Annotated in this window: 24 protein-coding genes, 1 pseudogene and 1 riboswitch; of the genes and pseudogenes, 12 read left to right on the top strand and 13 right to left on the bottom strand. The window is 60.3% G+C overall.

The window, feature by feature from the left end; all coding sequences use genetic code 11:
- Positions 1-3 precede the first annotated feature (3 nt).
- Positions 4-549, bottom strand: coding sequence for an RNA polymerase sigma factor (locus tag AC2FF8_RS15590; protein ID WP_171172687.1), 546 nt, complete (start codon positions 547-549; stop codon positions 4-6).
- A complete protein-coding gene (locus AC2FF8_RS15585) occupies positions 542-730 on the bottom strand; it encodes a NepR family anti-sigma factor (RefSeq protein ID WP_425079913.1) in 189 nt (62 codons plus the stop codon). The genes AC2FF8_RS15590 and AC2FF8_RS15585 overlap by 8 nt, the downstream gene beginning before the upstream one ends.
- A gap of 93 nt (positions 731-823) precedes the next feature.
- Between AC2FF8_RS15585 and AC2FF8_RS15580 the strand changes: the two genes are divergently transcribed.
- The 5 genes and pseudogenes from AC2FF8_RS15580 to AC2FF8_RS15560 all read left to right on the top strand — a co-directional run bounded on the left by AC2FF8_RS15580 (position 824) and on the right by AC2FF8_RS15560 (position 4,495).
- The gene (locus AC2FF8_RS15580) at positions 824-1,639 is read left to right on the top strand and encodes a response regulator (protein ID WP_480685778.1); all 816 of its coding nucleotides are present in this window, start codon (positions 824-826) and stop codon (positions 1,637-1,639) included.
- 55 nt (positions 1,640-1,694) lie between these two features.
- Complete coding sequence (locus AC2FF8_RS15575; RefSeq protein WP_170346795.1) at positions 1,695-2,630, top strand: mechanosensitive ion channel family protein; 936 nt, start codon at positions 1,695-1,697, stop codon at positions 2,628-2,630.
- 743 nt (positions 2,631-3,373) lie between these two features.
- A pseudogene (locus tag AC2FF8_RS15570) lies at positions 3,374-3,523 on the top strand (IS3 family transposase); the annotation flags it as partial.
- A gap of 17 nt (positions 3,524-3,540) precedes the next feature.
- A riboswitch (cobalamin riboswitch) is annotated at positions 3,541-3,744 on the bottom strand.
- Positions 3,745-3,842: 98 nt separating this feature from the next.
- Positions 3,843-4,007, top strand: a complete 165-nt coding sequence (locus tag AC2FF8_RS15565) for a hypothetical protein (RefSeq protein WP_496880138.1) — start codon at positions 3,843-3,845, stop codon at positions 4,005-4,007.
- Between the two features lie 263 nt (positions 4,008-4,270).
- Complete coding sequence (locus tag AC2FF8_RS15560; RefSeq protein ID WP_496880137.1) at positions 4,271-4,495, top strand: hypothetical protein; 225 nt, start codon at positions 4,271-4,273, stop codon at positions 4,493-4,495.
- Positions 4,496-4,524: 29 nt separating this feature from the next.
- On the opposite strand, the gene AC2FF8_RS15555 is transcribed toward AC2FF8_RS15560, so the two are convergent.
- From AC2FF8_RS15555 to AC2FF8_RS15535, 5 genes are read right to left on the bottom strand one after another with little or no spacing between them, the layout of a single operon-like run.
- Positions 4,525-5,067 carry a DUF3833 family protein gene (locus AC2FF8_RS15555; protein ID WP_480685779.1) on the bottom strand — a complete coding sequence of 181 codons (543 nt, stop codon included), beginning with the start codon at positions 5,065-5,067 and terminating at the stop codon, positions 4,525-4,527.
- A complete protein-coding gene (locus tag AC2FF8_RS15550; protein WP_496880136.1) occupies positions 5,064-5,681 on the bottom strand; it encodes a DUF3833 domain-containing protein in 618 nt (205 codons plus the stop codon). Before AC2FF8_RS15550 ends, AC2FF8_RS15555 begins: the two co-directional genes overlap by 4 nt.
- Positions 5,678-6,901, bottom strand: coding sequence for an MFS transporter (locus AC2FF8_RS15545; RefSeq protein ID WP_496880135.1), 1,224 nt, complete (start codon positions 6,899-6,901; stop codon positions 5,678-5,680). Before AC2FF8_RS15545 ends, AC2FF8_RS15550 begins: the two co-directional genes overlap by 4 nt.
- Positions 6,901-7,446 (bottom strand): hypothetical protein, encoded by a 546-nt coding sequence (locus tag AC2FF8_RS15540; RefSeq protein WP_496873401.1) that lies wholly within the window; start codon positions 7,444-7,446, stop codon positions 6,901-6,903. The genes AC2FF8_RS15545 and AC2FF8_RS15540 overlap by 1 nt, the downstream gene beginning before the upstream one ends.
- Positions 7,400-8,731, bottom strand: a complete 1,332-nt coding sequence (locus tag AC2FF8_RS15535) for an NAD(P)/FAD-dependent oxidoreductase (protein WP_425079918.1) — start codon at positions 8,729-8,731, stop codon at positions 7,400-7,402. The genes AC2FF8_RS15540 and AC2FF8_RS15535 overlap by 47 nt, the downstream gene beginning before the upstream one ends.
- A gap of 192 nt (positions 8,732-8,923) precedes the next feature.
- Between AC2FF8_RS15535 and AC2FF8_RS15530 the strand changes: the two genes are divergently transcribed.
- Positions 8,924-9,649, top strand: a complete 726-nt coding sequence (locus tag AC2FF8_RS15530; protein WP_496880134.1) for an SDR family NAD(P)-dependent oxidoreductase — start codon at positions 8,924-8,926, stop codon at positions 9,647-9,649.
- Positions 9,650-9,652: 3 nt separating this feature from the next.
- Here the strand turns inward: AC2FF8_RS15530 and AC2FF8_RS15525 are convergent, their stop codons facing one another.
- Positions 9,653-11,305: a Y-family DNA polymerase gene (locus AC2FF8_RS15525; RefSeq protein ID WP_496880133.1), complete on the bottom strand. Its 1,653-nt coding sequence runs from the start codon at positions 11,303-11,305 to the stop codon at positions 9,653-9,655.
- 62 nt (positions 11,306-11,367) lie between these two features.
- The gene (locus AC2FF8_RS15520) at positions 11,368-11,655 is read right to left on the bottom strand and encodes an I78 family peptidase inhibitor (protein WP_257599580.1); all 288 of its coding nucleotides are present in this window, start codon (positions 11,653-11,655) and stop codon (positions 11,368-11,370) included.
- A gap of 130 nt (positions 11,656-11,785) precedes the next feature.
- Between AC2FF8_RS15520 and AC2FF8_RS15515 the strand changes: the two genes are divergently transcribed.
- On the top strand, positions 11,786-12,898 hold the full coding sequence (locus AC2FF8_RS15515) for an S-(hydroxymethyl)glutathione dehydrogenase/class III alcohol dehydrogenase (RefSeq protein WP_496880132.1): 1,113 nt from the start codon (positions 11,786-11,788) through the stop codon (positions 12,896-12,898).
- A gap of 88 nt (positions 12,899-12,986) precedes the next feature.
- Positions 12,987-13,715: an NYN domain-containing protein gene (locus AC2FF8_RS15510; RefSeq protein ID WP_257599578.1), complete on the top strand. Its 729-nt coding sequence runs from the start codon at positions 12,987-12,989 to the stop codon at positions 13,713-13,715.
- A gap of 8 nt (positions 13,716-13,723) precedes the next feature.
- Here the strand turns inward: AC2FF8_RS15510 and AC2FF8_RS15505 are convergent, their stop codons facing one another.
- From AC2FF8_RS15505 to AC2FF8_RS15495, 3 genes are all read right to left on the bottom strand, one after another.
- Positions 13,724-14,662 (bottom strand): DMT family transporter, encoded by a 939-nt coding sequence (locus tag AC2FF8_RS15505; RefSeq protein WP_257599577.1) that lies wholly within the window; start codon positions 14,660-14,662, stop codon positions 13,724-13,726.
- 135 nt (positions 14,663-14,797) lie between these two features.
- Entirely contained in the window at positions 14,798-15,211 is a 414-nt protein-coding gene (locus AC2FF8_RS15500) for a group III truncated hemoglobin (RefSeq protein ID WP_170346782.1), read from the bottom strand.
- Positions 15,212-15,259: 48 nt separating this feature from the next.
- Positions 15,260-18,178, bottom strand: a complete 2,919-nt coding sequence (locus tag AC2FF8_RS15495; RefSeq protein ID WP_496880131.1) for an error-prone DNA polymerase — start codon at positions 18,176-18,178, stop codon at positions 15,260-15,262.
- Positions 18,179-18,288: 110 nt separating this feature from the next.
- Here AC2FF8_RS15495 and AC2FF8_RS15490 point away from each other — a divergent pair, with 110 nt between their 5' ends.
- The gene (locus tag AC2FF8_RS15490) at positions 18,289-18,753 is read left to right on the top strand and encodes a DUF1203 domain-containing protein (RefSeq protein WP_170346780.1); all 465 of its coding nucleotides are present in this window, start codon (positions 18,289-18,291) and stop codon (positions 18,751-18,753) included.
- Here AC2FF8_RS15490 and AC2FF8_RS15485 read toward each other — a convergent pair.
- A complete protein-coding gene (locus AC2FF8_RS15485; RefSeq protein WP_496880198.1) occupies positions 18,750-19,742 on the bottom strand; it encodes an ABC transporter ATP-binding protein in 993 nt (330 codons plus the stop codon). The two genes, AC2FF8_RS15490 and AC2FF8_RS15485, sit on opposite strands and share 4 nt — an antisense overlap.
- A gap of 87 nt (positions 19,743-19,829) precedes the next feature.
- On the opposite strand from AC2FF8_RS15485, the gene AC2FF8_RS15480 reads away from it, so the two are divergent.
- The 3 genes from AC2FF8_RS15480 to polA all read left to right on the top strand — a co-directional run bounded on the left by AC2FF8_RS15480 (position 19,830) and on the right by polA (position 23,428).
- The gene (locus tag AC2FF8_RS15480; RefSeq protein ID WP_170346779.1) at positions 19,830-20,006 is read left to right on the top strand and encodes a zinc-finger domain-containing protein; all 177 of its coding nucleotides are present in this window, start codon (positions 19,830-19,832) and stop codon (positions 20,004-20,006) included.
- 82 nt (positions 20,007-20,088) lie between these two features.
- A complete protein-coding gene (locus AC2FF8_RS15475) occupies positions 20,089-20,559 on the top strand; it encodes a hypothetical protein (protein WP_170346778.1) in 471 nt (156 codons plus the stop codon).
- Between the two features lie 70 nt (positions 20,560-20,629).
- Positions 20,630-23,428 (top strand): DNA polymerase I, encoded by a 2,799-nt coding sequence (gene polA, locus AC2FF8_RS15470; protein WP_496880130.1) that lies wholly within the window; start codon positions 20,630-20,632, stop codon positions 23,426-23,428.
- The last annotated feature ends 10 nt before the right edge of the window (positions 23,429-23,438 follow it).

The following is a 23,438-nucleotide window of genomic DNA, read 5'->3' as shown; positions in this document are numbered from 1 at the left end:
TCGTCAGGCCGCCGGTTGCGACTGGACGATTGACGCCGTGACGGCATCGGTCAATTCGATGGGTTCGTCGTCATCCAGATCCATAAGTTCGGCCAGTTGCGCGCGGGCCCGGTTCACCCGGCTTTTGATCGTTCCAAGAGCGACGCCGCACATCTCGGCTGCTTCCTCATAGGAAAACCCTTGTGCACCGACCAGCACCAGGGCTTCGCGCTGTTCATCCGTCAGTTGGTCAAATGCAACAGCAAAATCCTTCAACGCCAGCCGTCCGTCATGGTCGGGCTTTTGCGACAGGCTTTCGGCCATCGCGCCATCCACATCCTCGACTTCACGCTTGCGCTTGCGGTGCAGCGAAAAATAGGTGTTCCGGACGATGGTGAACAACCACGCCCGCATGTTGGTGCCTTCCTGAAACGAGTCGATATTGCTCCATGCCTTGATCAATGCGTCCTGCACGATGTCATCGGCCGTGGCCCCGTTTCGGCAAAGGCTGATCGCAAAGGCACGCATCGCGCCGATATGTTCGACAAGCTCTTCTCTGGGATCAACCATCCGAGCCTCCCGTGTCACCGCTTTTGGGAACACTGGTCTGGTTGCGCAGTTTTTCGAGAAGATCGACGAACCGATCCGGAACCGGTTCGTTGGCTACCTCATCGAAAGCCCGCTTGAGGTTTTCGTCGATCCGCTTTTCTATTTCTTGCCGATGTTCTCGGCTGGGCTGTGGTTTTGTCATGGCATCATCAAAAATTTTTACTTTTGCTGGAACCATAACGCCCCAGTATGCGTTTGGTTCCCGAGTTTAGTGAAAAAAATGAGGAAAACATAGATGACCGAGCTGACCGGAGTTTCCGTCGCAGATCAAATTGGCCCGCTGCTGCCGTTTCTGCGCCGTTATGCCCGTGCCCTCACCGGCTCACAGGACAGTGGCGACGCCTACGCCGCAGCATCGCTTGAGGCGATATTGGCAGATCCCGCCCAGTTCGATGCCGATCTCGCGCCGCGGGTCGCGTTGTTTCGTGTTTTTCACGGCATATGGTCAACGTCGGGAATGCCTGTTGACGCTGATGGCGGCAGTTTTGACATCCAATCGCGCGCTCACGCCCAGCTGGCACGCCTGACGCCGAACACGCGCGAGGCCTTGCTGCTGCGCACGGTCGAAGAGTTCTCGGTCAGCGATATCGCCGCAATCATGCAGATAGAACCCGCCGAGGCTCAGAAGCTGATCGATATCGCCTACGAGGAAATGGCCCGCCACACATCCGGTCGCATTTTGATCATCGAAGACGAAGCAATCATCGCGATGGATCTTGAGACGATGGTGGCCGACCTGGGCCACCAGGTCATCGGGGTCGCACGCACCGAGACCGCCGCCATTGACCTGGCCAAGCGCGAGCCGTTCGACCTGATCCTGTCGGACATTCAGCTGGCGGACAAATCTAGCGGAATCGATGCGGTGAACCGCATCATTGCCCAGCACGGCGATTGCCCCGTCATTTTCATCACCGCATTCCCCGAGCGCCTTCTGACAGGCAAAGGCCCCGAACCCGCCTTTCTGATTTCCAAACCCTACACCGAAGAACAGGTCAAATCGGCCGTCAGCCAGGCCATGTTCTTTGCCTCTAGCGCCGTGATCGAGGTCTGACCCGGCAGGACCGCGCTGCAAGAAAAAACTCAGGCGATGAAACACGAGGAACACCATGGAAAACGAGATTGTACAGACCGCAGAGAACGTGACGAACACCGTTTGGGCCGAACTGTCGCAAGTTCTGAATACCGAGCTGTATGACGGGAAATCGCTGAGCGACCTGCTGACGCTCGAGGCCCTTCTTGGCCTTGTCGCGAACACGATCGCGGCGCTGATCCTGTTGGTGCTTGGGCTTGTGATTTCAAGATATGTCAGCCGGAAGATCCGGGGCGTCGGTGAAAACTCGGAACGCCTGGACGATACGCTGTTCAACTTTCTTGGCAATCTGGCGCGCTATACGATCCTGGCGTTTACCGGGCTGTTCATTCTGAACACGTTCGGGGTGCAGACGACGTCGATCATCGCGCTGATCGGTGCCGCCGGTTTGGCCATTGGTCTTGCGTTGCAAGGCACATTGTCCAACGTTGCAGCCGGCGTGATGATCATCCTGTTCCGGCCGCTCAAGATCGGCGATTTCGTCGACGTGAATGGGGTGCTCGGAACTGTAAAAGATATCACCCTGAACTACACCGAAATTGCGGATATGGGGAACGTCAAGGTTATCGTTCCCAACGCCGAGGTGTGGGGAAACACCATCAAGAACTATTCTGTCTACGAGACCCGTCGTGCCGAGTGGACGTTTGGCGTTGGATACGGCGTCAACTTGGCGGAGGCCGAGCGCGTCATTCGCGAGACGATCATGTCGGACGCCCGTTCGCTGGCTGACCCCGAACCGTTCATCCAGGTGAACAATCTTGGCAGCAGCAGCGTCGATTTTCTTGTCCGCGTGTGGTGCAAGTCTTCGGACTACTTCCAATACCAGGCAGACATGAAGCGCAAAGTCAAAGAGGCGTTGGACGAAGCGGATATCAATATTCCGTTTCCGACCCGCACTCTGTTGATTGAAGGCGAAAAGACTCAGCGAGAAAAAGCGATCGCGGCAGAGTAACCTTGACTGTTGACCCCAGATGCCTGAAGCCAGCACTCTTCAGACAAAATTAGGGGTTTGAGCAACGGAGGTGCGGTCATCGTGCTGAGTCGCTAAAATGATTGCCGCGACTGAAACGCCAAAATGAGTTGGCCTGATCCTCCCCCAATGAAGTGGTCGGCCATTATGCTTGGGAAAACCGAAGATCAGCATGGCAACGAAGAGACACAAGCCAGAGGAGATTGTCACGAATAGTAATCCTTGGGCTAGAACCTGAGCGGCAGTACCTGTCTTGGTAGGCCCAGCGCTGGTCAATATGATCCTAATCAGTCATTTCACGCTCAGACTCCGGCTGGCTCGAAGCTCAAACATGCAATGAAGTCCACTTGGCATCTCAGGGCAGGCAAACGGTCGTGCCAACCTTCTTACCTATCTCGATGCCTGTCTGGTCGAAGCGACGCATGAACTCAGCGCCCGACTCGTCTTGTCTCCGTTGCAAAGTGACAGTTTCCTCTGAATCCGAAACGCTCACTATGGCACGATGAACGTCCTCTTTTAGATTGGGGGGCCAGCCGTTTTCGGTCGAAATCGGGCTCCCGTGCTTGTCAAAGAACTCGCCCTGAGTGACGACGACTTTGAACTGGTTTCCTGCGTCCTTTTCCGGTTTTTCCACCCTGCTTGTGTGACGTCAGCGCCAATGGGACAGTTTAAGTCGATTTGATAAGAGAGGGTTTCTGGCACATCGTACCCACCAAGGAGTGGAGATGAGACAGAAACCCGGAACACGCAAGAGCCACGGCGAGAAGGTTGTCAATGACATCCGCCGTGCCACACGCAAACAGTATTCGGCCGAAGAGAAGACCAGGATCGTGCTGGACGGCCTCAAGGGCGAGGACCACGTCCGAAACCCGTGCCCCCACCGCCACCCGCGGTTTGACATATCTGCAAGGCTGGTTTCCGGACTTGAAAGGGGCTTGCACCCGGTTGCGACACCTTCCCGGGATCCTCGTCCCAGTGGTTGATTGTCGAATCTGACCTTCCTTACCGTTGCGGGGGCAGTGCCGGAATTCCACCGGCTTCCCAATTCTCCGCTGCCTGAGAATCAAACAGCGGCACCTCACGATGGCAGCGTACTTTTTACCCGCTTGGGCGCTGAAATGCTGGCGGCATTTCCGGTTTCAAAACAGACATGGAAACATTCCGGCAAAGTGGACAGCACCGGGATCACGGTCCTTGGCTGAGGGGCGTGGCAGGCCCGCAAGCACGGCGTTCTGCGGGTCCAATGGCCTTGCGGTGTATGCGGCCACGTCTGACATCCGCGCCGTCAAACTGACCCCCAACCGCGACGACGACGGCCTGGTTGCTCTGATCAGAAACGAAACGTTGCGCGTCGCCTGACCTTGGCTGGGAAAGAGAGTGTCAGGCCAAAGGAAAGCGGTTTGCAGCAATGCCCGTTTGGGTGACGTTGATCCGTGCGGGATGGTGCTGGCTTGCCATGAGGCAGGTAAAGACGGCGAATATCCGTCATGCGAGAGTTGCCAGCCCATCCTGTCAACGGATGGTAGAAAACCTCATTTTGTCCATAAAAAATTGTCTTTTTTCGGAAAAACCATTACGTTTTCCGACAATGGTGGAAAACACCGGAGGCAGTAAGAGAGCAGATGCCAAAACCGAAAACAGGTGTTTTGCGGGCAAGGGTTCCTGCGCGCCTCATGGGAAAACGGGATGGTCTGTTTTTCCTCTGGGGGCAGATAGAACGCGCGCGTTTGAAAATCGAATGCGGCGAACGCGCCGAGAGCGCAGCCTCGGACGGGCCAAGGGCGAACACGGCCGGAGAGGTCAAGGGATCGACGACCGCATTGGTGGACGAGTTTATTTTCTACTGACTGTTGTGATGAAACCGGGCCTGGCGGCCCTATTTCTTCTCGAAGAACAGGATGACTTCACCCAGACGGACGCCATAGCGTGAGACATACGCGCGGTTCAGCAGACGGTCGTCATCCAGCAGCCACATCCAGTCGTCGAACTTGACACGCATGGTCCCGTTCTTGATCGGCAGGTCGATCTTGTATTTCCAGTTGAACGTATCCCCGCGTTCAATCCCGCTGGCGGTGCCCAGCACGCCAGGCGCCGTACCGGTCCATGTATCCTCTCCGGTTTTGGTCAATGTCCAGATGCGTTGTTCCGTCGCGCCATCATCGTAGACGAAGTCTTCGATCAGGGTCAGGGTTTCGCCGTCCCATGTCCCGTCGATATCAACTGTGAATCTGCGGGGGATATTTCCCAGAACATCCTGAAACTGACCGTAGGCCACGGTTTTACCGTCGAAGAATTCCTCGAGGTTCAACTGTCGGTCCGACAGAAATGTTTTTGGTACTTTGGGTTTGCTGGAGCAGGCCGCCAGAAGCGCGAGACTCGTGATGGCGACGCAGGCGATGAAAGAGCGAAAGGTGATCATTGCAACGGCTTCCCTTCCGAAGTCGCGTCATACCCGTTCGAACCAATCGCGTGGATCGGTTTTGATTTCGGGTTTGCACGCATCGTGGCGACCAGTTCCGCGACCTTGATGCCGAATTTGCGCATCTCGGACCGGTTCATGATGACGCCGGTTTCTGTCAGGTACATCCAGTCGGTGACATCCAGAGTATGCCCGCCAGCGTCCTCGGGCAGGATGATGCGATAGGTGAGTTTCACGGTTGACCCCGAGATGACACCCCGACCTTCGCCCACGATATCATCCGCCATTGCCGTGAATGTGTCTCCGGTTCCCAGCGTCAGGTACCATTTGCGGGTCATCTGTTTTCCGTTGGAATACGTGAAGTACTCGGTCAGCGTGCCCGCGTTGCCTTGCCATTCGCCGGACATGCGCGCGACAAAGCTGTTCGACATTTTGCCGTTGGGGCCATAGATCAGGCCCTCGGACAAGATCTCTCCGTTCAGGTGTTTTTTCAGCGAAAAACCTGGCCCGGTGCCGCTGTAATCGGACGGCGATTGCGCGCGAAAACTCAGCAGCCTTGCGCGGATGAAGACAGTGGTCAGAAGGACCAGAAGGATGATGGTGAAAGCGTTCATTTTCTTGTGACCTCGGTAGGCAGGGTCAACACCATCCCGAACGCTCCGACTTTCAGGATGCAGGGCAGCACCGCATAGGCAAGATTGAGTGTGGTCAGTGCCTGTGCGGAATTGGTTTGACCGGGGGTGAAACCGCTGCGGTCCAGCAGTGGCAGAGTGAAAAAGGCAGCCAGGGCGAGGCCCAGTTTGCCAGCGAAGGACCAGATGCCAAACGCGGCTGATGCGTTCAGCCCGGCCCGGGTCAGCACGATCGAGAACATGGCGGGCAACACGACCATATCCGCGCCCAGCGCCGCGCCCGAGGCGAGACAGATGAGGGCGAACCCGGTAAGGTTTCCTGCACTCAGTGTGGCCGCGCCGATAAAGCCAGCGATCGAGAGCGGCATGGCGATTATCAGAGTCTGTTTCGGGCCAATTCTGTTGCTGAGCTTTGCCCAGAGCGGGACGCTCGCGCCTGCGCTCAGGAAGAACAGGATCAACAAGGGACCCGCCTTGCCCGGCAGTTGCAGCCGGTCTTCCACAAAAAACAGAAACAGGGTTGAAGTGATAGCAACCGGAAGGCTGTTTACCAAAGCCAGCGCAAGAAGGCGCAAGCCGCCGGCCTGACCCAGTCCAGAAAAAGACAAACCTGTTCCTGTTATCGGGGTCCGTCGCCAGATCGGGACAGTCAGCACCAGGGTCAGAATGGATAGCAGCCCCAGAAACATTCCGAAAGCGGGGTAGCCTTGGGATTTTGCCCCGAAAGCAACCAACAGGGCTGGTGCGCTGGCTGCGATGACCACGCCGGTCAACTGCCCGCCTTCACGATAGGCGGCCAGTGTCATCAGTTCTTTCGGGTCGGTTCGCTTTGCCAAAGTTGCGCTGCGACCATACAGAAGAATGGTTCCCAGGCTGTATGCTGAAAACAGCAAGATCAGGATTGCGACCAGTTCCGGCACGCTGGCACCCTGCGGCAGATTGAAAAGCAGGGGAAACCCGATCGCCAGCCCCAAAGCCGCCATCGCCGCAAATGCAAGCTGGCCGCCGGGCCATCGGTCGATTGCCCAACCAATCAACGGATCCTGCACCAGATCCACCAAACGGATCACCAGCAGAACGGCACCAATGACCCCAAGGCCAATACCCAGGTTCACTGCTGCAAAGCGCGGCAAGTGGATATAAAGAGGAATACCCGCCGCAGCAAGCATCAGCGCATAGAGACTGACCCGGGGATAGAGCATCATCGCCCCTGTAGCCTGCGCGTGAAGGACGCGGACCGCGTGTTGTCCCCCAGGAATACGGACATGAAACTGCGTTTGATGCCCGGATAGGCCATGGTGCAGGTCTTTTGCCCGTTCAGCCAGAAACTGACCTTGTCGGGACCGTCGGAAACCGCCAGATAGCTGTCCCCTTTTGCCACGGCCTTGAAGCACCGGTTCAGTTCGTCGCGAACGGGCGCTGAACGGCCGATGCGGTCCATCTCGTCCAGCGTCGAGTTGACCAGCGCTTTCTTCTTGATGTTCTTGCGATAGGTCAGTTGCAGGGCGATATCTTCGCTCCAACTGAACGGCGCGCCCTTGGGCGTATAAAGTTTGGCGTCATAGATCGGAAAACCCAGATACCGGAACGTCGCGGTTCCGCGCAGTTGGGCATCGTTCAGCTCTTCCGTGACCGGCGATGCGATCAGCCCCTTGGGGATCAGCAAAGAAAGTGCAAGAAACGCCGTGCGCCATATCGCCTTATTCGGCGGCGACAGAAATGGCCGTGTCTTTCCCAGGAATGCCATTGTCAGCTCCGATGGTTTGCGGGGCACCATTTATTCGAGCAACGACATGCATCGCGCTGGCTATCCCGTCTTCGTGAAATCCGTGCCGGTTGTAAGCGCCGGCAAACCAGGTTCGGTTCTGTCCCTGCATCTCGCGGATTTGCCCTTGCGCCTTCAGGGCGGCCTTGTCGAATACCGGATGGGCAAATTCGACCTGATCATAGATTCTATCCGCGGGAATTTCTGTTGAGGCGTTCAGCGTTACAAACAGCGGGTCACTGTCCGGAATGTTCTGAAGCCGGTTCATCCAGTAGGTCACGCCCACATCCCCGGCTTGCGAACGATAGGTCCAGCTTGACCAGCAGGCGCGCCGCTTTGGCATCTGACCTGGGTCGCAATGCAGTATGGCCGTATTCGGCTGGTAGCGGATCGCGCCCAATGCAGCTGCTTCCGCGGGGGTCGCGCCTTCACCCAAAATGGCAAGCGACTGGTCCGAATGGGTGGCCAGGATGATTTCATCGAACTGATCCACGGCCCCTTGGCTGTGGATGGTGACGCCCATCTCGTCACGGGATACATTCTGAACAGGGCTGGCCAGACGTATTTCTGCCCCCCGCGCACGAAGGGCTGCGTCGATTCGGCGAACATACTCTATGCTGCCGCCTTTGACCGTGTACCATTGATGCTGGTTTGCACGACCACTTGCCAGCAAAGCGTGATTGCGGAAGAACTGCACCAAAGAACGTGCGGGGAACTGATCCACGAACTCGACCGGCGTAGACCAGATGGCACCGCACATCGGCATCAGATAATTGTGCCGAAACCAGTGACCCAGCCGCAGTTGGTCCACTAACTCACCAATCGTGGTGTCGTCGTCCTTGGCGGCTTCGGGGGCTTCTTTGCCAAACCGCAGGATATCGGCGATCATTTTATAGTAGGCCGGGCGCGCCAGGTTGCGCTTTTGAGCGGTCAGAGTGCGCAGGTTGTTCAACCCATATTCAATGCGGCCATTGTCGATGGTCGCGCCAAAGCTCATCTCACTTTCGATCACGGGTACGCCCAGCTCATCGAACAGCCGGGTCAGATAGGGGTAGGTCGCATAGTTGAAGACGATGAAGCCCGTATCGACCGGTTGGTCCCCGTTCTTCCCAGCCATCACCGTGCGGGCATGGCCACCAAGTCGCGGTTCGGCCTCATAGACTGTCACGTCGTTGTTTTCTGAAAGATAGTAAGCGGCGGAGAGACCCGAAATGCCTGCGCCTACAATCGCGATCTTTTTCCGTACATCCCGGGTTTCGTCGAACATTCCAGCCTCTTTATGTGACGTTTTACAAGAAGATACGCAGGGTAGGCACAAGTGGATCAATCCGATTGGAAGTTTTTAACAGATGCACTACCTCGTGACTTCTGGTTTGAGCTTCCGTGACTTGCGCCACCGTTTTGATCCAACGCGGATGCGAGGCCGTATTATTGTGACAACAACTGAATCGGCCCACACATGAGCAGCTTTGACGGGAAAACCATTTGGATCATCGGCGCAAGCGAAGGTCTGGGCCGCGCTTTGGCGCAGGCGCTTGGCCGGAAGGGTGCGTCCCTGATCCTGTCGGCGCGCAATTTGGAGCGGTTGTCCGAGATGTGCTCAGAATTGCCGGATGCGCGCGCGATCCGGTGCGATGTAACCGATTTAGACTCTGTTCGTTCGGCTGTTGCCGAGGCGGGGCATGTCGATGGGCTGGTTTACAATGCCGGGGCTTATGACCCCATGCGTTCGGCCGAATGGGACACCGAAGCGTCCCTCAGGATGAGCGATGTGAACTATCTGGGTGCGCTGCGGGTTCTGGGTGAAACCGTTCCGGGCTTTGTTCGGGCAGGCCAGGGAGAGGTTACTTTGATCGGGTCACTGGCCGGGTATCACGGGCTGCCCGCCGCAATCGGGTATGGCGCCAGCAAGGCCGCGCTAATTTCGCTGGCCGAGACAATGCGGCATGATCTGGCGGGTACTGGCGTGACAGTGCGTATCGTCAATCCCGGCTTCATCAAGACCCGACTGACCGAAAAGAACAGCTTCAAGATGCCGATGTTGATGACGCCCGAGGATGCGGCGGATCGCGTGGTCAAGGCAATGTCTCGCCGCCGTTTCCGTACGGATTTTCCGGCACCGTTTTCCTGGTTCATTCGTCTGATTGACTACCTGCCGGACCTGCTGGTTTATCGTGGGAAATAGACTCTAACAAAACTGTCCCTGACAGAACCAGCCTGCGGACATCGTGCCTCCGTGCCCGTAGAACAACCACAGGCGTTCCCCCTGTTCTGTCACCACCACCCAGTAATCGCGCACCCCGCTGCGCCAGTTGGGGTCATCCAGCCACCATTCCGGCGCGATACGTTCCGGGCCGGTGGCCTGCGCCAGTTGCCAGTCGCGCCCACGCCAGCGAAAGGTGCAGGGCACATTCGGGGTTTCCGGCGCCATCACGGGTTCGGGCTGCCACATCTGCAAGGGGCGGGGGCGCGGCGGGGCAGGCCAGTCGCGCGCGGGTTCCGACCAGGCCGCCGCCAGCGTCTGCGCCGTTTTCTCGGGGATATGAGAGGCCGCCGGGTGCCGCCGCGTGATCGCATCCAGCCCCACCCGCGCGCCCAGCTTGGCCGTAAGATCATCCACGGCTGTATTGCCCTCAAGCCGGTTGCGGGCTACGCGGCGCGCTTCGGCATGACCGGCGATGGTGCGGGCATGGATGGGTTCCGTCTGGATCGCCTCAAGCCGCAGCATGTCGATGCCATAGCCAGCGTCAATCTTGTCAATTTTCATCTCTAACAAAGGGCAAATACGATTTTTGTCATAGGTCGGACGGGCCAGGCCGATCTCGATAACCTCAGCGGCCTGATCGGCCCGGTGGGCTTCCAGACGCAGCGTGCGGACCCCGCGCCCTTTCTCTTCCAGCTTGGTGCAGAGCGTTGGCAGAATCCGATCGACGGCAGCCATCACGTCTTCGACCAAGCCAATCGGGTTGGGCAGAGTCATCCGTACCGCAAAGTGATGTGGCGGACGGGCGGGCGAGACCGGCTCGGGCGCGCTGCCCATCGCCTGATCCAGCCGCAGCACCAGCCCGCGCCCGAACCGGCGGGCCAAACTGGCACGCGGCTGGCCCAGCAGGTCGCCGATCCGCCGCAGGCCCAGCCGGTTCAGCTGCGCCACGGTCTGCTCGTCCAGCCGCAGCGCCGCGATGGGCAGGGGGGCGAGCGCGCCATAAGCCTGCCCCGGAGGCGCGATCCGCGCGCCGCCGCCCATGGCCACCACCTGCGGCGCGGCGGCGCCCCTGGTCCAGTGCCGCCGCTTGCCGGCGCGGGCGCGGGTGGCGCGGGCCTCTTGGGAAATGGCGTCGCCATTGCGGTCCGAGGTGGCCTCTTGCCCGGCATAGCGCGCCAGCGCCCAGGCCGCGCCCAGCGTGTCGGCAATGCCCATCTGCACGCTCAGCCCCATGTCGGCGCAGTCGGTCTCGATCACGTCCAGCAGCGCCTCTTCGCCGCCGAACAGATGGGCGCAGCCCGACAGATCGACGATCAGGCCATCGGGCGCCTCTTCGGCCACCCAGGGGCTGAACTTGCCCGCCCAGCGGCGCAGCGCGGTCAGAAAAGCGGCCTCGGCCGGGGCGTTGCGGGGGCGGGTGATCAGGCTGGCGCACATGGCATGGGCATCGCGCACCGGCTGGCCCACGCGCAGACCAGCGGCCTGAGCTTCGGTGTTCAGCGAGGTGATGACCTGCATGTTCGACTGTTCGGCCACAACGGCCAAAGGCCCGCCATGCAGGCCCCGCGCAGCGCGGATCAGCCGTTCGGCCCCCAGACGGGGGAACCACAGCGAGAGTATTCGGCGTTTGGGCATCGGGCAGACATCAAAATGTTCTCATTTTGTTCTTATCCGAGAATCACCTGCCGAGTCCACGCTTACCCGCAGGTCAGACGCTGAATAACACCGGCGCCGTCCACATAGACGTTCAGCCTGTCGATGCGGTAATCCTGTGTGGCGATGTCATCGGGTCCAAGTACGCGCGACCGCTCGGGGAGGTTCGCCTGAATGGTCGAAATCGGCTGGCCAACGGTATCGGCAAACGGCTCACCCTTGCAAAAGGCCAGATCGACCGGTGCATCTTCTGAGACAACGGCAACATCCTGCGGAATGCTTGTGTCTGCGCAGGCCGCCAGAAGGATAAAGATCGGTAAAAAACGGAGCATTGGCGTTCCTCATTCTGGCAATGTCGTTTCTGCAATATCAAATAATTAGCCGACCTGCCAAGAAAGCACAGTTGAAAACACCCTGCAATTGACGCAGGGTCGGGGCAAAAGTGACAGGGAGACAAATACCATGCGTACCCGTGCTGCCGTCGCCGTACAGGCGGGCAAACCTTTGGAAGTGATGGACGTAAACCTCGAAGGCCCCAAGGCGGGCGAGGTTCTGGTTGAAATCAAGGCCACCGGCATCTGTCATACGGATGAATTCACCCTGTCGGGCGCCGACCCCGAAGGCCTGTTCCCGGCCATTCTGGGCCATGAAGGCGCCGGCGTCGTGGTCGAGGTCGGCCCAGGCGTAACGAGCCTGAAGCCGGGCGATCACGTCATCCCGCTCTACACCCCGGAATGCCGCGAATGCGAATACTGCCTGCATCCCAAGACCAACCTGTGCCAGGCCATCCGCGAGACGCAGGGCAAGGGCCTGATGCCCGATGGCACCTCGCGGTTTTCGACGCTGGATGGGGATCCGATCCTGCACTACATGGGCTGCTCGACCTTTTCGAACCACACGGTCCTGCCGGAAATCGCGCTGGCCAAGGTGCGTCAGGACGCGCCGTTCGACAAGATCTGCTATATCGGTTGCGGCGTGACCACGGGCATCGGCGCGGTGATCAACACCGCCAAGGTGGAAATCGGCAGTCGTGCCATCGTGTTCGGTCTGGGCGGTATCGGTCTGAACGTGATCCAGGGCCTGCGTCTGGCCGGGGCCGATCAGATCGTCGGCGTCGACCTGAACCCGGCCAAGGTCGAGATGGCCGAGAAATTCGGCATGACCGATTTCGTCAACCCGTCCGAGGTCGAGGGCGATCTGGTGCCCTATCTGGTGAACCTGACCAAGGGCGGTGCGGATTACACCTTTGACGCCACCGGCAACGTGCAGGTGATGCGCGCCGCGCTGGAATCGGCGCACAAGGGCTGGGGCGAATCGATCATCATCGGCGTGGCGCCCGCGGGGGCCGAGATCTCGACCCGTCCGTTCCAGCTGGTCACAGGCCGGTCTTGGCGCGGCACCGCCTTCGGCGGCGCGCGCGGGCGCACGGACGTGCCCAAGATCGTCGACTGGTACATGGAAGGCAAGATCGAGATCGACCCGATGATCACCCACACCATGGGTCTGGACGATATCAACACCGGCTTCGACCTGATGCACAAGGGCGAAAGCATCCGGTCGGTGGTGATCTACTAATTCCTCAATATGAACGGGCGGGGTTACACCCGCCCGCGTTTGCCCCTATGTTACGGTCAGAATTATACGTCTGAATTGAGAGACCAAGTTGACCAACACCACCACAGAACGCCTTGCCGTTCTGATTGACGCCGAGAATGTTCCGGCAAAACACGTCGCCGAAATCTTCGAAGAAGTCGCCACATTGGGCGAGGCCAGTCTGCGCCGGATCTACGGCGATTTTTCCGGCGGTATCCCGCAGGGCTGGAGTGCCGAGAAACTGGCGGAATACGCCATCGTCCCCCATCAGCAATTCGCCAATACCACCGGCAAGAACGCCGGGGACATCGCCCTGGTGATCGACGCGATGGACATTCTGCATTCGGGCCGCTTCGACGGGTTCGTTCTGGTGTCATCCGACAGCGATTTCACCCGCCTGGCCAGCCGCATCCGCGAACAGGGGCTGAGCGTGTTCGGAATCGGCGAGGAAAAGACGCCCAAAGCCTTTGTCGCGGCTTGCAACCGGTTCATCTACATCGAGAATATAAAAAAGGAGGAGGTGCAGGCGAACGATTCCCCGGAGAAAGCTAAGAAGCCCTCTGCCAAACAAGAACTGAACCATGCTTATCAGTTGATCCGGAATGTCGTGCTCAAATCCGAGGAACCGGACGGGTGGGCGGGCCTTGGCTGGCTAGGCAGTCAGCTCAGCATGAACTATCCGGATTTTGACACGCGAACCTATGGCTTCAAGCGGCTGAGCGACTTGGTACGAGCCATCGGGAAGTTCGAGGAAACAGGCGAAAACGGCGGCCTGAAGATCAGATTGAAAGATCAGTAGCAGACGCCCTACGACCCCAGTCGCGCCGAGGCCCCGGTGTCGGACCGCGGCGAGCGGACGCGCAGAACCGGTTTGTTCGGCGATACATTGGCCCGGCTCTCGCGCCAGACGACGAACACACCGGACGCGATGATGATCGCGGCCCCCACGGCCACCCATTTGTCGGGCCGTTCACCAAAGAACACGGCACCGAATATCGTGGCCCAGATGATCTGGCTGTACTGGCTGGGGGCGACCACGCCGGCGGGCGCAGCCCGATAGGCCAGGATGATCAGGTGCTGGGCGATCACCGAAAACACGCCGACCAGCGCCATCATCGCCAGATGAAGCAGGGACGGCGGCTGGTAGACCGCCGGCTGCGCCAGGCTCATGACCGCGATCGCCAGCAGCATCGGATACAGGATCAGGACGGCCGAGCGTTCCTCGTTCCCGATCTTGCGCACCAGCACCGATGCGAAGGCGCTGCAGAACGCGGCCGTCAGGGCGGCAAGGTGGCCCAGGGTGATCTCGGTCGCGCCGGGGCGCAGGACGATCAGCACCCCGATCAGACCCATGCCAACCGCAGCCCAGCGCTGGGCCCGGACGACTTCGCCCAGTATCGGAATCGACAGGACTGTGACGATCAGCGGGAAAGAAAACAGCAACGAATAGACCTCGGCCAGGGGCAGGGCCGAAAAGGCATAGAACGCACAGGACATGGCCGTGACCATCAGACCTGAGCGCAGCAACACCAACCAGGGGTGATGCGGCCGAAAGTTGCCCGTGGTCCGGTCCGTCAAGATCGTCACGGCCATCGGGACAAAGGAAAACAGCGTGGCAAAAAAGATGATCTGCATCACCGAGTAGGTCCCGCCCAGCGTCTTGATCAGCGCGTCATGGGTCGCAAAGACTGCAAAGCCCGCGAATGCATAGCCAAGACCCCGGAGGGTGGTGTTCTGAGTGCTCATGGGTCGGCCTCGGGTGATGTGTCGATGTGAAGGGGCAGCGCAAAAGGGGCTGTCTTGTCTCTGACTAACGCTATTTTCTCGACCCGCATAGCCCCCAATTTACCGCTAACATCGCAAGGCAGCCATGACGTGGGCTCAACGCAGGATTGGTGGCGCGTCCTTGGGCTGGCGGGCCGATTGCACCCCGGCCTTCATCCCAACACCGATGCGGCGCGCCAGAGCGACCCAGGGTGTGGCGGTTTCCGGGGGCAGGGTCTGGGTGGCGACCTCTTCGAACAGGTCCAGCCAATGGGCGAACATCTCGGGCTTCACGTCCGGTCGTTCGATATGCACCCGCTGCGGATTGCCGTCATAGCTGCGCTCGAACAGGATGGCGTTGCGCCAGAAGGATGCGATCTTTTCCTCATGCGCGGACCAGTCGGTGACATGGTTGGCGAATACGGGTCCAAGTACCGCGTCCTGCCGCACACGGGCGTAAAAGGCGCGAACCTGTGCGTTGATCTGCTCGGGCGTCGCGGGAAAGCGCGGCGGAAGGGTTGGTCTGATCATGGTGGCCTGTTTTCGACTCTGTTTTTTGGCAGATAGGCGGTTCCGGCGTTATGTGACAGAGGTGGTATTGTCGCGCTGCCCCGGCGTCAGCAGGTGCCGCAGCAGGGCCACTGGGTGTGCCCGCAGGCTGAGGCGGGTGGCGACGTAATCCTCGACCACCTGTTCGCCCAGCGACATCCGGGGCAGATGGGCGGCGGGTTCGTCCAGCGCCTCGCCTTCCAGATCCTGCGCGAACAGCGGCAGGGGCCTGGCGGTGGCGATCGCCTTGGCCTGCCACAGCGCCTCGCGCCGGGTCAGGCCGCAGGCGGCAAAGGCATCGGCCTCGGCCAGCCGCTCGATCACCGAGGGGCCAAGGCCCGCGCGGCGCCAGACATCCTCGACCTGGTGGTAGCCATTGCCGCGCGCGGCGGTCAGCCAGCTGGCGTCCTCTTCGCTCAGGCCCTTGATCTGGCGAAAGCCCAGCCGCAGGGCCAGCCCGCCATGGCCGTCGGGCTCCATCACGTTGTCCCAGAAGCTGGCATTGATGCAGACCGGGCGCACCTGCACGCCATGCGCGCGCGCATCGCGCACGATCTGGGCGGGGGCGTAGAAGCCCATCGGCTGCGAGTTCAGCAGGGCGCAGGCGAAGATGCCCGGATGGTGGCACTTGATCCAGGCGCTGGCATAGACCAGCAGCGCAAAGCTGGCCGCGTGGCTTTCGGGGAAGCCGTAGGAGCCGAAGCCCTCGATCTGCGAGAAACAGCGCTCGGCAAATTCGGCGTCATAGCCGTTGCGCTGCATCCCGCGCAGGAACAGGGCGCGGAATTCGCTGACATTGCCATGTTTCTTGAAGGTCGCCAGCGAGCGCCGCAGCCGATCGGCCTGTTCGGGGGTGAAACCCGCGCCGACGATGGCGATCTGCATCGCCTGTTCCTGGAACAACGGCACGCCCAGCGTCTTGCCCAACACCTCGCCCAGTTCGTCCGAGGGAAAGCTGACCTCCTCCTCGCCGTTTCGGCGGCGGATATAGGGGTGGACCATGTCGCCCTGAATGGGGCCGGGGCGGATGATGGCGACCTCGATCACCAGATCATAGAAATTGCGCGGCCGCATCCGGGGCAAGAAGTTCATCTGCGCACGTGATTCCACCTGGAACACGCCGACCGAATCCGCGCGGCACAGCATGTCATAGACCGCCGGGTCCTCGGGCGGCAGGGTGGCGAGCGTATAGCTGGCCTGGTGGTGCTGGCCAATCAGATCAAACGCCTTGCGGATGCAGGTCAGCATGCCAAGGCTCAGGACATCGACCTTGAGGATGCCCAGCGTGTCGATATCGTCCTTGTCCCAGCAGATGACGGTGCGGTCCTCCATCGTGGCGTTCTCGATGGGCACCAGCTCGTCCAGACGGCCCTCGGTGATGATGAATCCGCCCACATGCTGGGACAGGTGGCGGGGGAAGCCGTTGATTTCATAAACCAGCATTAGAGTCTGTTTCAGGCGCCGATCCTCGGGGTCGAGGCCGATCTCGCGCATCCGTTCCGCCTCGAGCCCCGAGGCCGAGAAAAACCCCCACAGCTGCGAGGACAGGGCGGAAATCGTGTCTTCGGTCAGGCCCATGGCGCGGCCCACCTCGCGGATGGCGCGCTTGCCGCGATAGTGGATCACGGTGGCGCAGAGCCCGGCGCGGTGGCGGCCATAGCGTTCATAGATGTGCTGGATCACCTCTTCGCGGCGTTCATGTTCGAAATCCACGTCGATGTCGGGTGGCTCGTCCCGCGCCTCGGAGACGAAGCGTTCAAAGACCATTGTGCCCATCTCGGGGCTGACCTCGGTGATGCCGAGACAGAAACAGACGACGGAGTTCGCCGCCGAGCCGCGCCCCTGGCACAGGATGCCGCGCGAGCGGGCGAAATGGACGATGTCGCGGACGGTCAGAAAGTAGGGCTCGTATTTCAGCTTGCCGATCAGCGTCAGCTCATGCGCCAGCATCTTTTTGGCTTTCTCGGACGCCCCGGCGGGATAGCGCCATTTCAACCCTTCATGTGCCAGCCGATGCAGGCGCTGGGTCGGGGTTTCCTGGTCGCTGCCCTCGCTGGGATATTCATAGCGCAGCTCGTCCAGCGAGAATGTGAGTTCCTGGCTGAGCGCATAAGCGCGGGCCACGGCGTCCTCAAAGCCCTTGAAGATACGCAGCATCTCGGGTTCCGAGCGCAGGCGCTGCTCGCCATTGGCCAGCGCGTGACGGCCCAGATCGTCCACCTTGCGGCGCAGGCGGATGGCGGTCAGCACATCACCCAGCTTGCGGCGCGAACCGTGATGCATCATCGGTGCGGCGCTGGCGATGGTGGGCAGGCCCAGATGGTCGGATTCAGTCTCTAATATTGAGAAAAACGCGGAATCTGCCCCGTCATAGCGGGGGTGCATCAGCAGGTGCATGCGCCCGGCAAAGCGGCGCGTCAGCTGTTGCGCCTGTGTCCGCCATCCGCTCGCGCCGCCGGTCGGACGGCCCGCCTGTGGCCACAGCAGCAGGTGCAGACCGCCGGAAAATTCCAACAGGTCGGACAGGTGCAGGATGCAGTCGCCCTTGGCCGCGCGCAGCCGTCCGGTGGACAGGATGCGGCACAGGTTGGCCCAGCCCTGCCGGTTGAGGGGCAGGGCGGTGACGGGCGGGGCATCGGTAAAGAGCAGCCGCGCCGCCGGGATCAGGCGCGGCACCGCATGCACCGGAAACGAGGGCGGTTTCGGGATGTGATCGGGGCAGGGCGGGCCGATGGGCGTGTTCTGCTCGCCCCATGCGCGGCGTTCACGGACCTTGCGGGCGATCTCGCGCGCCTGGGTGTGGGCGCGGACGATGCCCGCCACCGAGTTGTCATCGGCGATGGCGATGGCGGGCAGGCCCAGGGTGACGGCGCGCTCCATGTACTCCTCGGGGTGCGAGGCCCCGGTGAGGAAGGTGAAGTTCGAGGTGATCGACAGTTCGGCATACATGGCGATTCCACATTATATTCACGTTTTGTTCTTTTTCGAGTCCTTTGCGCAGGAAACGGGTCGCCTGGACCTGAACAGGCGCGCATGGTTGCAGAAAAAGGAGACACGAGATGTTCAAAATCACCGCTCTGCCCACTGACGAAGTCCGCGCCCTTCAGGCAGGTCAGCCTGATGCCTATGGCCACACGCCCGAGCGCGCCGTTTCGTCGGGGGCTGGCAATCCCTGTCGCCACTGCCTGAGGAACATCCCCGAAGGCGCAGAGATGCTGATACTGGCGCATCGCCCCTTTTTAGAGCCACATCCCTACGCTGAAACAGGACCGATCTTTCTGTGCGCAACGCCTTGCAAGCGCTATGAAGGCGACGCCCTGCCCGAGATTTTGACCACTGCACCGGACTATCTGATCAAGGGGTATGGACCAGATGACCGGATCGTTTATGGCACCGGGGCAATCACGCCAAAAGATCAGATCGACGCAAAAGTCAGCGCCATCTTTGCCCGCCCGGACGTGGCCTATATTCACGTAAGATCGGCACGGAACAACTGCTACCAAGCGCGGATAGACCGGGTTTAGAGCTTGACCCGGTGCAAGCCCCGGCGTGGCTGGTCCTGATCGTCGGCCGGGGCATCGTCGGCGCGCGAGGAGGTCAGGGCCAGGAACACGTCCTCGAGATCGGCCTCTTCGGTGCGCACGTCGCGGATGCGGATGCCGGCCGCCCGGACGGATTCCAGAACCTGCTCGGCGCTGGTCCGGGCGCTGCGATATTGCAGTATAAGGCTGCCGTCTTCACGTAAGCTGGCCTCGACGCCTTCGGTCACCGGCAGGTCGACCACCGGGGTGTCGGGAACAATGACCATGGTCCGGCTGTCCATGCGGCCCAGCAGGTTTGCGGTACTGTCCTGAGTGATCTTTTCACCGTGGTTGATGATGGCGATCTCGTCGCACATCTCCTGCGCTTCTTCCAGATAGTGGGTGGTCAGGATGATGGTCATGCCCTGTTCGTTCAGCTTGCGCACATTGGCCCACAGCATCTGGCGCAGCTCGATGTCCACGCCTGCCGTGGGTTCGTCCAACACCAGGATTTTGGGGTGATGGACCAGCGCCTTGGCCAGCAGCAGCCGCCGCCGCATCCCGCCCGACAGCGTGCGGGCATAGGCCTCGGCCTTGTCGCTGAGGCCGACCAGTTCAAGGATTTCATCGCTGCGGCGTTCGGATTTCGGGACGCCGTACAGGCCTGCCTGAACCTCCAATGCACCCCGAGGGGTGAAGAACGGGTCAAGGTTCAGCTCTTGCGGCATGACACCAATCGCGGCGCGGGATTGTCGCGGATTCTGATCCTGATCGAAACCCCAGATCGATACACGGCCCGAGGACTTCACCACCAACCCGGCGAGAATATTGATCAGGGTCGATTTCCCGGCGCCATTCGGGCCCAGCAGCCCAAAAACCGAACCCCTGGGAACAGTCAAATCAATGCCTTTCAGCGCGTGTTTCTCAGGCTGACCCTTGCCGCCACGATAGGTTTTGCGCAGACCTTCTATCCTGATTGCCGCATCGCTCATGTGGCTCTTGCCCCCGGATTGCTCATCGCTCATAAACGCACCTAATGCATGCCCGCGAGGCCGACAACCGAAGAAGGATCGCCAGCCGTGACCATCGAAGCGCCGGAAACCAAGATCGTTGAAACCGCCCGTGTCGCCTGTGACGGCGGCGAAGGCGCATTGGGCCATCCGCGCGTCTGGCTGCAAATCCCCGAGGATACAGGCTGGGTCGAGTGCCCGTATTGCGACTGCAAATATGTGCTGAAAGGCACCGAACAGGGCTGATTGCCCGACCAACCGGGTTTCGCCCAAATCTTGCCCCGGTTTTCATGATAGTGCTTTGGAGCTACCAAAGCAGGGATACGTGATGACCGGAATTTCGACCACTGACAATGCTGACCCGGTTTTCGGATGGGTTGGGTTCGGCATCGCGTCTTTGGCGTTGATTGCCGCGTTGTTCGTATTCTGGGCGGGGCCTTTTGCACCTCAGCAGACTGCGGGTGTGTCGCTGGGTGAACTGGCAGCCGAGATCGGCAAATCGACCCTGAGGGCCGCCGCGGGGATGGAACAACCCGAGCCCGTTGCCCGCGCCCGCGATCTGGATGATTTCCTGCGGATCGGTGTTGCCATGCTGGGCGGGCTTGCGATCGTCATCTCGGCCGTTGGCATCCTGCGTCACGAAAAGCGGCGCCCTGCCATCGCCGGAATGGTTATCGGTACGGGGGCAATCCTTTTCCAGTTCTTTGCCTTTGCGTTTTTTGCGTTGCTTGGGGTTTTGGTGATCATGGCTTTGCTGAACAGTTTCTCTGACGTCTTCTCGGGGCTGTTTGGCGGTTAGGCTGCGTTCTTGGCTGGTCACCCGCGCGACCCTGTGGCAGAACCATCCCTGACCGATAGGGAGCGCGCGCATGAGCAAATTCGGAAAAGGGTGTCACCTGCATCTGATCGACGGATCGGCCTTTATTTTCAGGGCCTATCACGCGCTGCCACCGCTGACCCGCAAGTCGGATGGTTTGCCGATTGGGGCGGTGTCCGGGTTCTGCAACATGCTTCAGAAATATGTCGAAGGGAACGCGGGGCCGGATGCACCGACCCATGTGGCGGTGATTTTCGACAAGGGGTCGCACACATTCCGGAATGATCTGTACGACCTGTACAAGGCCAACCGCGAAGCGATGCCCGAGGACCTGCGCCCGCAAATTCCACTGACCCGCGAGGCGACAAAAGCGTTCAACATCGCCTGCAAGGAACTCGAAGGCTATGAGGCCGACGACATCATCGCCACCCTTGCCGTGCAGGCGCGCGAGGCTGGGGGCCGCGTGACCATCGTAAGCTCCGACAAGGATCTGATGCAGTTGGTCGGTGACGGTGTCGAGATGCTGGATGCGATGAAGAACAAGCGTATTGATCGGGATGGGGTGATCGAGAAGTTTGGAGTTGGCCCCGAGCGCGTTGTGGATGTTCAGGCGCTGGCCGGCGATTCCGTCGACAACGTGCCGGGCGCCCCGGGCATCGGGGTCAAGACGGCTGCCCTTCTGATAAACGAATACGGTGATCTGGAAACACTGCTGGACCGGGCCGAGGAAATCAAACAGCCCAAGCGCCGGCAAACCCTGATCGACAAGCGCGATCAGATCGAACTGTCGAAGAAACTGGTGCAGTTGGACGAGAACACACCGCTGGATTTCACGCTGGATGATCTCGAAGTGCGGGAGCCCGACGCAGAGACCCTGCTGAGTTTTCTGGCGGATATGGAGTTCCGCACACTGACCAAACGGATCGCTGACAAGTTGGGCGTCGAAGCACCGGCCATCGCCGATGCACCGGCGCCTGCGGCCAAGGAAGTTGAGGCCGAGACGATCCCGTTTGACTCGGCGAAGTATGAATGTGTCCGTGATGCAGTGGCTCTGCAAAAGTGGATTGATCAGGCCCATGAGCGAGGCTGGGTTGCGGTGGATACCGAAACCACCGGTCTGAATGAAATGATCGCCGATCTGGTCGGTATTTCGCTGTGTGTCGAGGCTGGCGAAGCCTGTTACATCCCGCTGACCCACCGCGATGGTGCGGCGGATGATCTGTTTGGCTCAGACGCGCTGGCTGAAGGGCAAATGCCGCTGGATGAGGCGCTGACACTGCTGAAGCCGGTGCTAGAGGACCCTTCGATCCTCAAAATCGGGCAGAACATGAAATACGACGCCAAGATATTCAGGCGTCACGGCATCAATGTGACCCCCATCGATGATACGATGCTGATGTCCTACGCCATGCACGGTGGCGAGCATGGGCACGGGATGGACACCTTGTCCGAGAGATACCTGAGCCACACGCCGATCCCGATCAAACCGCTGCTGGGGTCGGGCAAATCGGCGATCACCTTCGACAAGGTGCCGATCGACGAGGCCACCGCCTATGCCGCCGAGGATGCCGACATCACCCTGCGCTTGTGGAAACTGTTCAAGCCGCAGCTTCACCGGGTGCAGGTGACGACTGTCTACGAGACGCTTGAACGCCCTTTGGTGCCGGTTCTGACGGAAATGGAGATGCACGGCATAAAGGTCGACCGCGATGTGCTGAGCCGCATGTCGAACGCCTTTGCCCAGAAAATGGCCGGGTTAGAGGCTGAAATTCACGAGCTGGCCGGCGAAACCTTCAACGTCGGCTCACCCGCGCAGCTGGGCGAGATCCTGTTCGAGAAGATGGGCCTGGAAGGTGGCAAGAAGGGCAAGACCGGCAAGTACTCGACCGGCGCCGATGTGCTGGAAGATCTGGCGACCGAGCATGAATTGCCGCGCCGGGTGCTGGACTGGCGCCAGCTGTCCAAGCTGAAATCGACCTATACCGACGCGCTTCAGACCCATATCAACCCCGACACGGGCCGGGTGCACACGTCTTACGCCATCACCGGGGCGAATACCGGGCGTCTGGCCTCGACCGACCCCAATTTGCAGAACATCCCCGTGCGCACCGAGGAGGGCCGCCGTATCCGCGAGGCCTTTGTCGCCGAGGCGGGCAATGTTCTGGTCAGCCTCGACTACAGCCAGATCGAGCTGCGCATCCTGGCACATATCGCCGACATTCCGACTCTGAAACAGGCCTTTGCCGATGGGCTGGACATTCACGCGATGACGGCATCCGAGATGTTCGACGTGCCGCTGGATGAGATGACGCCGGATATCCGCCGTCAGGCCAAGGCGATCAATTTTGGCGTGATCTATGGCATCTCGGGCTTCGGCCTGGCACGCAACCTGCGCATCCCGCGGGCCGAGGCGCAGGGATTCATCGACCGCTATTTCGAACGCTTTCCGGGCATTCGCCAGTATATGGATGACACGGTGGCATTTGCCAAAGAGCACGGCTATGTCCAAACCCTGTTCGGGCGCAAAATCCACACGCCCGAGATCAACGCCAAGGGGCCACATGCTGGCTTCTCGCGTCGGGCGGCGATCAACGCGCCGATTCAGGGCACGGCAGCGGATGTGATCCGGCGCGCGATGGTGCGGATGCCGGGTGCGATCAACGGGCTGCCCGCCAAGATGCTGTTGCAGGTCCATGACGAACTGTTGTTCGAAGTCGCCGAGGATTCCGTGGATCATACCATCGAGATTGCACGCGACGTTATGGAGAACGCGCCCGACCCGGCGGTGAAGCTGGACGTGAAACTGACGGTGGATGCGGGCAAAGGCGCCAACTGGGCCGAGGCGCATTAGCAAGCGCCAT

This window comes from Ruegeria sp. YTSA144 (assembly GCF_059610125.1).
This window is presented reverse-complemented; position numbering and strand designations above follow the sequence as displayed.